Raw genomic sequence first — 12,609 nt, 5'->3', positions numbered from 1 at the left:
GATATGAAAATATTTTTAGATTGTTTGCCATGTATGTTACGTCAGGTAAATGAAGCTGCTGGTATGGCTACTGAAAATGAAGCTATTCATCAAAAGATTATGGATGAAGCAATTGCGACACTATCAAAATATCGTGACTACAGCTGTGTACCGGAAATGTGTGGGGCCATGCATCGAATTGTCAAAGTTCACTCGGGTATCGATGATCCTTATGGCGAAATTAAAAACCATGATATTTCAGAGTCACTTAAACTTGAACCGACGATCCGACATTTTGCATCTCAGGATCTTGATCTTTTACTTGGTGTATTAAAAGTATCAGCTACCGGAAATATAATGGATTCTGGTGTCTATAATAATCTGGAGATTGAATCTTGTTTAAAGGAGGAAGTGGAAAAACCCTTTGCAATCTGTGAGCTGGATTTATTTAAGAAAGATCTTCAAAATGCAAAATTAATTTTAATGATCGGTGACAATGCCGGAGAAGTTGTTTTTGACAAGCTGTTAGCAGAATACTTAGCTCGGAATTATCACGTGATTTATGCCGTAAGGGGAGCTGCGATTATTAATGATGCTGTTATGGAGGATGCTCTTAAAACAGGCATAAATGACTATGCTCAGATAATTTCAATGGGATGTGATACGCCAGGTGCTGTTTTAGACTTATGCTCTCAGGTATTTATCGATATTTTTAATCAAGCAGATATTGTGATCAGCAAAGGACAGGGGAATTTTGAAGCATTATCAGATCAGCAACGGGAGATTTATTTTCTATTAAAAGCAAAATGTCATCATATTGCAAAGACACTTGATGTAGAAGTCAATGATTATGTATTTAAGAAAAGCATCGGTAAATATAAATAATTGTTTTGAAAAAAACAAAACTTATTGGGATGTTAAACCAAAATAAGCGATGTTTGTGCAGCAAGTTATTCTAAATGGTGAAATGTTTTATTATAGCCAATCTTAAAAACATTTAAGATTGGCTATTTTTAATGCATCATTTTTAGCCGCCAAATGTACGAACAATAGAATGTGTATGCTACAGTTTAAATTGACTCAACATAGTTTATCAAATAATGTTAAATATATGTAAATTATTATTAAAGAATGTCGATATAATAGATAAGGGCGGTAATTTTACTAAAAATGTATAGTAAAATTTGTGACGTTGAGAGATTACTGAGTAAAGAAATGAGGAATTTTGAGAATAATTAGTTAAAGTTTGTTTTATATTCAACATATAAAGGAGAAGAAATTGAAGAGTGAAAAGAGTTTATTGTCAAAGATTTTTATGTCGATTGTTTTACCCGTTGCGGTAATTTTTATTGTCATAGCGGGTGCGTCGATGTATGTTATAAATCAGAACATTGACCAGTTTTCAAGTATTCAGAACAATCTGTTTTTGATTTACGGACTCGGTTTAGCTGTAATCATTGGTGTAATTATTTTCGGTATGAAAAAAACTTCAAACAAAATTACCAGTCTTGCCGAGATTGCCAATCGCCTTGCAATTGGGGACATTGAGGGAGAGTTCAAGTCTGAGCAGTCCCGGGATCAAATGGGCGAATTAAGCGTTGCCTTAATGAATATAGCTGAAAATATCCAAAGTCAATCAAATGCAGCAAAAAAGCTGTCTGATGGGGATTTGTCGATTGAAATTAATCCGGTATCAAAAAAAGACATTATGGGGAATAGCTTATTAGAAATTCAGCGGTCCATGGGAAAAGTCACTGATTATCTGGTGTCGATGCCGGAGCTGGTGGAAAAAGAAAATCACATGAATGCAAATCCGGCAAAAGACCTGAATGGTGATTTCAAAAAAGCGGTTAAAAACGTCAGTCAGGCCATTGAAAGGGTAGCAGACAAGAGAGATTTCTTTCAGGCAATTCTTGATGCCATGCCTTATCGAATTACTGTCGTGGACACCAAATTAAAGTGGACCTTCATTAACAAAACCCTCCAAGACCTAAGGGCTGCAACGGGAAGAGAGGGAGGTCGGGAAGATATCTACGGATTGGATTGCTGTAATTCAAATCTGGATATGTGTAAAAATGAGGACTGTGGTGTAAAAGCATACAGAAAAACCGGCAGAATCGAATATCCCTTTGAATATCGGGGCGGACACTACCGGATGGACACCACTCCAATTCTCGATAAAAAAGGCGAAACCATTGGGTATGTGGAGACTTCGTTTAATACTACAGCAACCATGAGTGTTAGTAAATATTCAGAAATAGAAATAAAAAGACTTGCAGATAATCTGGGCCGCCTGGCAGTAGGAAATTTAGATTTCAATATGGATATTCAGGAGCCTGATGAATATACTGCTGAAGTAAATAGTCAGTTCACGGCCATCGAAAAAAATCTCCGGGAAGTGAAAAATTCCATTGACAATCTGATTGAGGATGCTATTATTCTTACCACCGCTGGCATGCAGGGCGATCTGGATGTGCGGGCAGATGATACCAAGTTTGCCGGATCATGGCAGGAACTGATCAGTGGCATGAACGGTATTCTGGGAGTCATGGCAAAACCACTTGAAGAGGTTTCGTCCGTTATGGAGTCAATTTCCAACGGAAATCTCGACGTAACCGTTAACGGTTATTATCAGGGCAGCTTTGAAGCATTAAAACAAGCTGTCAATACCATGGGGAGCCGATTCAAGAAGATTATTGCCGAAATATCGATGATTACAGGAGAAATTGGTAATGGGAATCTCAACATTGAAAATGTCAGCGCCTTCGGCGGCGATTTCAATGATATTTCCAATGCCCTCAATACAATCATTTTGACATTAAATGACCTCTTGGGGGACATCAACAACGCCGCAGAACAGGTCAACGTTGGCGCCAATCAGATCTCCTACAGTAGCCAGGCCCTGGCTCAGGGCTCGACGGAACAAGCCAGCTCGATCCAGGAGCTGACGGCGTCGATTACCGAAATTGCCGAACAGACAAAGGGCAATGCCGTTGATGCCAATAAAGCCAGAGAATTGGCAACAGACGTGATGGGCAATGCCGAAAGAGGCAATCAACAGATGACCGAAATGCAGCAGTCGATGGCGGCCATCAACAAGTCCTCTGTAGATATTTCAAAAATCATTAAAGTCATCGATGATATCGCTTTTCAGACCAACATACTGGCTCTTAATGCCGCGGTGGAAGCCGCCCGGGCCGGCCAGCATGGTAAAGGCTTTGCAGTGGTGGCTGAGGAAGTCAGAAACCTGGCAGCCCGCAGCGCCGATGCCGCCAAAGAGACAACCGGGCTAATTGAAGGCTCCATCATCAAAGTTCAGGAAGGGACAAAGATTGCGAATGAAACCGCCGGTGCCCTGAATGAGATGGTCGATGGGATTGGGGAAGTTGCCAGTTTGATCGGCAATATTGCCAATGCCTCAAACGAACAAGCGACCGGCATTGCCCAAATCAACCTGGGGGTTGAACAGGTTGCCCAGGTTGTTCAGCAGAACTCGGCAACTGCGGAACAAAGCGCTGCCGCCAGTGAAGAACTGTCCGGTCAGTCGGTATTATTAAAAGATATGATTGATCAGTTTGCCCTGCGATCAAGATGATGAAAGACAATGGTATAAACTAATATTAAAATTCAATTCAAAATTAGGAGTTGAAATTGATCGAAGAAAAACCGTGCCTCATCCCATGCGGATGAGGCACGGTTTTTTTATAGTTCACTGGCAATAACATCCAAATAAGACCATAGATAAAAGGGAGTTGAAAAATAAAACGAACATGCTATAATGTTAAGTGAAGAAAAAAACACAGTTCTGGTTGGTAGTCCAGACGCAGTGCAATACTGTCAGTAACCTGCCTCCTAAGGTTGTCCGTTCTTTGTAAATATTTCTAGGAGGAATTGAATATGGACAAAGTAACAGGTGAATTGACAGTATTTTTTGAAGATCCTTTTTGGGTTGGTGTTTTTGAATGTAGAGACAGAGGAAAGCTGAAAGTTGCAAAGGTGACCTTTGGTTCCGAGCCCAAAGATGGGGAACTCTATAATTTCATACTTGAAAATTACAACAGGTTGCAATTCAGTCATCCTGTTGATGATGAAAAAATCCAGGAAAAGCGGATTAATCCCAAACGGATACAGCGGGATATTCATCGTCAATTGGAAAAGAAAAGCATTGGAACGAAAGCTCAACAGGCACTTAAGGAAGAGCAGGAGCAGAAAAAAATAACCAGGAAAGATTTTAATCGGCAGAAAACTGAAGAAGAAAAACTGCAACTATTTGAATTGCGACAAGAGAAGAAAAAACGAAAACATCGGGGCCGATAATCAATAATAAATAATAAATAGATAAAAAATATCTAACAAACAAAAAATTAAACAGGCAGGGGATTTCAGCCGGAAAATTTCCGAATCTTAACCAAAAACTGGAGGTGATGATAAGAGATGGAAGAAGAACTCATTGCACCATGTGGAATGAATTGCAGTCTTTGTATTAGCTATCAGGCAATGAAGGAAGAGATTAATAAGAAGGGATTTAAAAAGACCTATTGCCCCGGCTGTCTGCCCCAGGGGAAACATTGTGCGTTGAAAAAAAGCTGCGGTTTAATTGGTAAAGGTCAGATCCGTTTTTGTTTTCAATGCGAAGATTTTCCCTGTAGCCGACTGAAAGCCCTGGATAAACGCTACCGAACCAAATATCATATGAGTATGCAGGAAAACCTCGAATCGATTAAAGACAAAGGGCTGGAAAAGTTTTTGGAAGCGGAAAAGGTGAAGTGGACTTGTCCGGTCTGTGGCCATATAATCTGCTGTCATAATGGGCTTTGTCTGCATTGTGACCTTGAGAAGCTGCGACAAAACAAACAGTATCGTTGGGAAGGCGAGGAAAGTATGGATAAAAAAGCAATCAAATTCGAATCAATAGATGAATATATTAATCAGTTCCCAAACGAGATTCAGGAGAAACTTACCCAACTCCGAGAGACCATCCAATCTGCGGCACCGCAAGCTCAGGAAAAAATAAGCTATCAAATGCCGACTTTTTATTTCCATGGCAATCTAGTTCATTTTGCTGCGTATAAAAATCATATCGGTTTTTATCCGACCCCGGCTGGCATTGAGAAATTTCACAAACAGCTTACCGCCTACAAACATGCGAAAGGATCCATCCAGTTTCCAATGGATGAACCGCTTCCCTTAGATCTAATTGCAGAAATGGTCCGTGCTCGTATTGTGGAAAACGAAAGAAAAGCAAGCTACAAAAAAAACAAAGAGTAGAATAAGAGTTTACAAAAGACGCTTAAATTGAATATAACAAACAAAACACACCAAAGGTCTAAATAGCAGTATTTAGACCTTTGGTGTGTTTTTATATTGGCATACATGTGTAAAATTAATTAAGTTGGATATGAATATAGTAAAAACAATGGAAATGCGTGCTTGGTGGCTGTTAATTGTAGGAGATATTCACTCAAGAAAAAAATGTTAACTTACAAGAAACTCTGTTTATTATGAGTAAAGCGCCAATGGATGGGATCGAGTAAGTCGTAATTAAATAAATCAAGAAAGGTGTACCGGATATGAATTATGAGGATTATTACCGTGTTCCGTTGGAAAAACTGAAAAAGATTTGCAACTATGAAGATGAACTGAGTTTCTGCAAGACATCTTTTGATGTGCCACTGATTGGTACGATTGTCGATCAGGAAAGAGCAGTAACATCAATGGAGTTTGGTCTTAAAATGGATGTGGATGGGTATAATATTTTTGTTGTAGGACCCGCTGGAACAGGTAAAAATGAGTATACCGGAGAAGTCGTTTCACGGGTAGCAGCCGGTCGTAAGGTCCCTAATGACTGGTGTTACCTTCAAAATTTCAGCACCAGGGATAAACCATTGGCTGTATCCTTGCCCTCGGGACGGGGTCTTGAATTTCAGAAAGACATGGAAAAATTAATCGCTGAACTCAGAACTACCATTCGAAAAGCTTTTGAAAGCACTGACTATGAGTTGAAGAAGGACCGGATCTTCACTGCCTATCAAATGAAAATGGAAGAACTGGTTCAGATCATTGGGCAAAAGGCGTTGGCCGAAGGATTCAGCGTGCAGCCGGTTGAAATGAAATTTGTATTCATCCCCCTTCATGAAGGTAAGCCATTTCAACCAGAAGACTACAGTAATCTGACTGATGAGGAACGTCGTAAGTTGAATGAAAAACGATATAGTCTGGTAAAAAACCTGGATAAAATACTTGTCGAAGGGCAAATATCCGAAAAAATAATGACTGCCAAGATTTATGAATTAGCTAGAGATACTGCTTTTTTTGCGGCGACGCCTTTAATTCAGCAATTGAAAGAAAAGTATCGAGACATACCCAAAATCATAGAATATCTTGATATGGTACTCAATGATGTTGCTGAACGCAATAGCATTTTTAATAAACCAGAGCCACTTTCAGGACGGACAACGTCTTTCCAAAAACAAAAAGAGAACGAATCCTCAGTTAAAGGTATTGTAAAAACAGATGAATTGAATTATATTGCGGGCCAGGAAGAAGAGAATCCATTTAACCGATACAGGATAAACTTGTTTGTTAATAATGAAAAACAAATGGGTGCACCGGTGGTGGTTGAGGCCAACCCATATTATTATAATCTTTTTGGAAAGATTGAATATAAAAGCCAGATCTTAGTAATGAATACTGACTTTACTATGGTGAAGCCTGGCGCCATTCACTTTGCTAATGGGGGATATCTGATTTTACAGGCAAAGGATGTCTTGACTGATCCATTTGTATGGAACACCCTGAAGAAGATGCTTAAGTACCGACAGGCAGTTGTGGAAAATATTGGCGAACAATACCGAACAGTGCCAACAGTGACATTAAAGCCGGAACCAATTCCATTAAATATTAAGGTAATACTGATTGGTAGCCCCATATATTATTTGATCTTATCAAGTGATGAAGATTTTAAGGAGCTCTTTAAAGTTAAAGTGGATTTTGATTATGAAATGCCCAGAAATCCGGGAAACCTGCATAAGTACGTGTCATTTATCAGTTCAATTTGTCATAAGGAAGGGCTAAAGCATTTTAGTCAGTCAGGACTGGCTGGAATAATTGAATATGGTTCCCGAGTAGCAGGTGATCAGAATAAACTTTCCACACGCTTTGATGATGTAAAAGAGATCGTCTATGAAGCCATAATCTGGGCGAAAGCTGAAGACTCGGAATATGTGGATATGTCCCATGTTAAAAAAGCCATAACAGAGCGTAAATATCGGTTTAACAAACTAGAAGAAAAAATCCAGGAAGAGATATTACACAAGAAAATTATTATCGATACAGATGGCGCTGCTGTGGGTCAGATAAATGGTCTTTTCATTATGCAAATGGCCGGGTATTCATTTGGGCTGCCGGCACGGATTACAGCGATCACCCATATTGGTGGTAAGGGTGTCATTAATATTGAGAGGGAAACGGAAATGAGCGGCAATATTCACTCAAAGGGTGTATTTACGCTTGCAGGCTATCTTGGCGGAAAACTTGCTCAGAAAAAACCATTGGGATTTACCGCTCAGGTTACATTTGAACAGAATTATGAAGGTGTGGAGGGCGATAGCGCATCCAGTGCCGAACTTTATGCAATCATATCAAGTCTGGCAGGCATAGAAATGAAACAGAGCATTGCCGTGACAGGATCTGTTGATCAACGGGGTGAAATTCAGCCCATCGGCGGCGTTAACGAAAAAATTGAGGGATTCTTCGATATCTGTAATGCAAAAGGCTTGACCGGTGAACAGGGGGTAATCATCCCCTCACGGAATATTGATAATCTAATGCTAAAAGATGAAGTTCTGGATGCGGTTAAAAATGAGCTGTTTCGTATCTATGCCATTAATAATATTGAGGAAGGAATTGAATTATTAAGCGGACTGCCTGCAGGAGAAATAGGCGACGATGGAAATTATTCTCAGGGCAGTGTTTTTTACTATGTAAATAAAAAATTAAAAGGATATCATAGAGCATTACAAGAGGGACATGGAAACCTCATTTAAATAAAGTGCGGTAATCGGTAGTTAAAAATCCAATGTTTGTTTTTTCATAATTCAGCTGCGAAGATTTTTTAGTGGAAATCACCTGTTATCTTTGGCTTTTTTTTATGGTATAATGACTCAAATTAATTATAAAAAGATGAATTAGACCAGAATAAAAAAGGGAGATTTAATGGAAAAAGAAATGATTGAGATTATCGAAAATGATCAGTTTGCCAGACTTATCGGACTGGAACTGGTGAAAGTGGAGTTGGGTTACGCAGAAGTAAGAATGGAAATTAAGGAAAAGCATCTCAATGGCATTGGAATCGTCCAGGGAGGTGCTATTTTTACCCTGGCTGATTTTGCATTTGCAGCGGCAGCAAACGCCGGTGGCAGGGTAACCGTCGGCATTAATGCAAATATCACCTATTCCAAACCCGCCAAGGGGAAATATCTTCTGGCAAAAGCCACAGAAACCTCTTCGAGCAGAAGTCTCTGCAATTATACCGTGGATATTTATGATGAAGACAATGACCTGCTGGTTGCCAAATTCAATGCTACTGGCTTTATTAAAAATTAAAATACAAGCTTGTTCTTACTTCAGCGCAGACAAATCGTGAACTATTCCTTTAGGAAGGTGCGCGGTTTGTTTTTTTGAGTCAAACAAGCTAAAAGTAAAATTAAATAAAAAATAAGTGGATAAAAAAAATAAAACGGTTAAAATGAAAGATGTGTGAATTAATTTTGCGTCGAAGTATCAAAAAAATTTAAAATTTAAGTCTGCAATTATTCCATAAAAAATGAAGGGGGGAAGCATTCATGAAGCGAATCATGACAGAATACTTAAGGCCTTTTTATCGTCGAATGGCTTTTGGGGTGTTTTTTAAATTCACCGGTTCGATCATGGATCTTTTTATTCCCTATATTCTGGCCTATATTATTGATAGTGTCATCCCACTTAACGATAAAAATCAAATTTACTACTGGGGCGGTATGATGGTGATCTGTGCTATTATCGGGATGGTTTTCAACATTGTAGCCAACCGCATGGCTGCCAGAGTGGCCAGCGATGCCACCGAGGTTATCAGACACGATCTTTTTTCCAAAGTTATGGTTTTGTCCAATCATCAGATGGATGCGATTACAAAACCATCGGTGATTTCACGGTTAACAACGGATACCTATAATGTCCACCAGATGATTATTCGTATCCAGCGGCTGGGGGTTCGGGCGCCGATTATGCTGATTGGCGGAATTATTGTAACGATGACTCTGGATCCGGTTTTGGCCATGGTGCTGATCGGGATCATGCCCATTATGGTTGTGATCATCATCCTGGTTTCCAAAAAAAGCATTCCTCTTTTTGGAGGATTTCAACAAGCCATTGATGGTTTTGTCAGATTGGTAAGGGAAGATATCAATGGCATTCGGGTTATTAAGGCCTTGTCTAAAACCGATTATGAGAAAGAACGCTTTGATGCCATCAATGCAGAGGTGGTCAATCGGGAAAAAAAGGCCCGGATGACCGTGGCGGTTATTCAACCGGCTATGAATGTATGCCTGAATCTGGGGCTGGTCTGTGTGGTTGTAGTTGGCGCCTATGGTGTCAACAACGGCACCTCGGAAGTAGGGAAAATTCTGGCCTTTATGACTTACTTTACCATTATTCTTCAGGCTGTTTTGGCCATTTCCAGAATATTCGAGGTTTGGACGAAAGCCACAGCTTCGGCTGACCGCATCGTCAGGGTATTGGATGTTGACGATTCACTGGAAGTTCAGGTGATGGAAGAAAAAACAAAGAAGCCGTTTTATCTGGAGTTTGAGGATGTCACTTTTTCATACAATAAAGAAGAACCGAATCTTTCAAATATTTCTTTCGGTTTAAAAAAAGGGGAAACCCTGGGAATCATTGGTGAAACCGGCTCAGGAAAATCCACCCTGTTAAACCTGCTGCTGCGTCTTTACGATGCAGATGCAGGGACTATTTCCATTGATGGAAGAAATATAAAATCCATCAATCCACGGGAACTGCATAAAAAGTTCGGGGTCGCTTTTCAAAATGACATCATTTTTGAAGCCACCATTAATGAAAATATTAATCTGGGCAGAAACCTGTCTGACGAGGCAATCAAAGAGGCTATTATTAGTGCCGGCGCCAAAGAATTTGTGGATGAAAAATCAGATAAATCCGAAGAACAGCTTACCATCAAAGGTGCCAACCTCAGCGGCGGTCAGAAACAGCGAATTCTCATTGCCAGGGCGCTGGCCTCCCGTCCGGAGATACTGGTTTTGGATGATTCCTCAAGTGCCCTGGACTATAAAACGGATGCTGCATTTCGCAAAGCGATTAAAGAAAACTTTGAAGATACCACCATTATCATTGTGGCCCAGCGGGTGAGCTCCATCAGGCATGCAGATCATATTCTGGTGCTTGAAAATGGAATGGCCATTGGCTATGGCAAGCACAAACATTTAATAAAGACCTGCGAGGTCTACCGAGAAATCAATCACTCCCAAATGGGGGGTGTCCTTTAATGAGACGATCACAAAAATTCGAAAAGCCGAAAAACAGAAAAGGTACTCTTATCCAATTAGGCGGCTATCTAATGCGTTACAAGTGGCGGCTCCTTCTGGCTATTGTGTTAACCATCGGAAGTAATCTCCTTGCACTGGTGGGCCCCTTGCTTTCCGGTTATGCGATTGATGCCATTGAGCTGGGCTTTGGCAAGGTTAATTTTAATCAGGTTTTTTATTACGCCTTTTGGATGGTTATCTTTTATATCACCTCGGCCGGATTGACTTATATTTTGGAAGTATTGATGATAACGGTAAGCCGAAAGGTTACCTATGCGATGCGTAAGGATGTCTTTAATAAGCTGCTGGATCTGCCCATCGGATATTTTGATGTTCATCAGACAGGGGATGTGATCAGTCGGATTACCTACGATATCGATACTATTAACAGCTCTCTTTCCAATGATCTGATACAGGTATCTTCGGCGGTGATCACCGTACTGGGATCTTTTTTGATGATGTTGGCGATATCACCTAAATTGGTCTTAATTTTCGTCTTTACGGTGCCAATTTCCATAGTTATGTCCAAATATCTGGTTAAAAAGACGCGGCCGCTTTTTGGCCGCCGTTCCCGGAAAATGGGCGAACTCAACGGGTTTGTGGAAGAAATGGTATCCGGTCAAAAGACATTGAGAATCTATGACCAGGAAGAAAATACCATCAACAAATTTAATGTCAAGAACAAGGAAGCAGTGGAGGCGTATTACAACGCGGAATACTATGGAAGCATGATCTTTCCGACCATAAATCTTATCAACAACGTCTCTTTGGCATGTATCAGTGTGTTTGGTTCGCTTCTTTATCTGGCAGGAGAAATGACCATTGGACAGATTTCCTCCTTTGTGCTGTATTCAAGAAAGTTCTCCGGGCCGATTAATGAAATGGCCAATATCATGAATGATCTTCAGTCGGCATTGGCTGCCGCTGAGCGGGTATTTGCCTTGTTGGACGAATTGCCGGAGGCAGAGGACACTGAAGAAATGGCTGAACTAAAGACTGTGAAGGGCAATATCATCCTGGAAAATGTTCGGTTCAGTTATGATGCCAATCAGGTGATTATCCGTGATTTAAGTCTCCAGGTGGAAGCGGGAAAACTCGTTGCCATTGTCGGCCCCACCGGGGCCGGAAAAACCACCATTATCAATCTCCTGATGCGTTTTTATGATGTGGAATCCGGGAATATTTATGTGGATGGAAATGAAGTTCACGAACTAACCCGGGACAGTCTCAGAAAAGCATTTGCCATGGTTTTACAGGATACCTGGATTTTTCATGGCAGTATTTATGAAAACCTGACCTATGGAAAAGAAAATGCCACCATGGAAGAAGTAGTGAAGGCGGCAAAAGCAGCCCGCATCCATTCTTTTATTGAACATCTGCCGAATGGTTATGAAACCATTTTAAGTGATGCAGGAACCCCTATTTCCAAGGGGCAGGAACAGCTGTTAACCATTGCCCGGGCCATGCTCATGGATGCGAAAATGCTCATCCTGGATGAAGCTACTTCCAACGTGGACACACGAACCGAAAAAAAGATCCAGGAAGCCATGCGTCATCTCATGAAAAATAAAACCTGCTTCGTCATTGCCCACCGGCTTTCCACCATCCAGAATGCGGACCTTATTCTGGTGGTGGATCGGGGCGACGTGGTGGAAAGAGGAACCCATGAGGTACTGATGGAAAAAGCGGGAATGTACTGGCAACTGTATCAGGCCCAGTTTGATTGAGATAGCCATAGCTACTGAAATAGCGATGAATAAAATCAGGAATCGGAATTTTAACGAATAATTACAGGCATTGACAAGTTCATAAAGATATAGTATCATGTTGAAGATTCGTAAATAGATATCGATTGCAAAGCGAATTGTATAATTGAATCCACTAATTTAACCGTGAAGGTTGATAATCCTGCAGTAGCAGGTATCAGTCTTCGCGTTTTTTTTTGAAAAATTGATGCTGAGTTCGCATCGATAACAATCAGCAAAAATATTTTGATTAATATTGAAAAAGTTAAAAATTCCGATAAATAGCA

Annotated in this window: 8 protein-coding genes; all 8 read left to right on the top strand. The window is 40.4% G+C overall.

From position 1 onward, the window contains the following. Positions 1-3 precede the first annotated feature (3 nt). The 8 genes from AKG39_RS15740 to AKG39_RS15700 all read left to right on the top strand — a co-directional run bounded on the left by AKG39_RS15740 (position 4) and on the right by AKG39_RS15700 (position 12,304). Entirely contained in the window at positions 4-864 is an 861-nt protein-coding gene (locus tag AKG39_RS15740; RefSeq protein WP_050741363.1) for a damage-control phosphatase ARMT1 family protein, read from the top strand. A gap of 394 nt (positions 865-1,258) precedes the next feature. Then, positions 1,259-3,574: a methyl-accepting chemotaxis protein gene (locus tag AKG39_RS15735; RefSeq protein ID WP_050741362.1), complete on the top strand. Its 2,316-nt coding sequence runs from the start codon at positions 1,259-1,261 to the stop codon at positions 3,572-3,574. Between the two features lie 302 nt (positions 3,575-3,876). Continuing rightward, entirely contained in the window at positions 3,877-4,296 is a 420-nt protein-coding gene (locus AKG39_RS15730) for a YjdF family protein (protein ID WP_050741361.1), read from the top strand. A gap of 117 nt (positions 4,297-4,413) precedes the next feature. Continuing rightward, complete coding sequence (locus AKG39_RS20805) at positions 4,414-5,247, top strand: DUF1801 domain-containing protein (RefSeq protein ID WP_341408276.1); 834 nt, start codon at positions 4,414-4,416, stop codon at positions 5,245-5,247. 302 nt (positions 5,248-5,549) lie between these two features. After that, positions 5,550-8,024 carry a Lon protease family protein gene (locus AKG39_RS15715; protein ID WP_050741360.1) on the top strand — a complete coding sequence of 825 codons (2,475 nt, stop codon included), beginning with the start codon at positions 5,550-5,552 and terminating at the stop codon, positions 8,022-8,024. Positions 8,025-8,193: 169 nt separating this feature from the next. Further along, positions 8,194-8,583, top strand: a complete 390-nt coding sequence (locus AKG39_RS15710; protein WP_050741359.1) for a PaaI family thioesterase — start codon at positions 8,194-8,196, stop codon at positions 8,581-8,583. 239 nt (positions 8,584-8,822) lie between these two features. Next, the gene (locus tag AKG39_RS15705) at positions 8,823-10,538 is read left to right on the top strand and encodes an ABC transporter ATP-binding protein (protein ID WP_050741358.1); all 1,716 of its coding nucleotides are present in this window, start codon (positions 8,823-8,825) and stop codon (positions 10,536-10,538) included. Beyond that, a complete protein-coding gene (locus AKG39_RS15700; RefSeq protein WP_050741357.1) occupies positions 10,538-12,304 on the top strand; it encodes an ABC transporter ATP-binding protein in 1,767 nt (588 codons plus the stop codon). Before AKG39_RS15705 ends, AKG39_RS15700 begins: the two co-directional genes overlap by 1 nt. The last annotated feature ends 305 nt before the right edge of the window (positions 12,305-12,609 follow it).

The organism is Acetobacterium bakii, from assembly GCF_001263355.1.
In the GTDB taxonomy this organism is placed as follows: domain Bacteria; phylum Bacillota; class Clostridia; order Eubacteriales; family Eubacteriaceae; genus Acetobacterium; species Acetobacterium bakii.
This window is presented reverse-complemented; position numbering and strand designations above follow the sequence as displayed.

Coding starts and splice junctions, on each gene's coding strand:
- AKG39_RS15740 (WP_050741363.1), top strand. CDS start 4: ATGAAAATATTTTTAGATTGTTTGCCATGTATGTTACGTCAGGTAAAT.
- AKG39_RS15730 (WP_050741361.1), top strand. CDS start 3,877: ATGGACAAAGTAACAGGTGAATTGACAGTATTTTTTGAAGATCCTTTT.
- AKG39_RS20805 (WP_341408276.1), top strand. CDS start 4,414: ATGGAAGAAGAACTCATTGCACCATGTGGAATGAATTGCAGTCTTTGT.
- AKG39_RS15715 (WP_050741360.1), top strand. CDS start 5,550: ATGAATTATGAGGATTATTACCGTGTTCCGTTGGAAAAACTGAAAAAG.
- AKG39_RS15710 (WP_050741359.1), top strand. CDS start 8,194: ATGGAAAAAGAAATGATTGAGATTATCGAAAATGATCAGTTTGCCAGA.
- AKG39_RS15705 (WP_050741358.1), top strand. CDS start 8,823: ATGAAGCGAATCATGACAGAATACTTAAGGCCTTTTTATCGTCGAATG.
- AKG39_RS15700 (WP_050741357.1), top strand. CDS start 10,538: ATGAGACGATCACAAAAATTCGAAAAGCCGAAAAACAGAAAAGGTACT.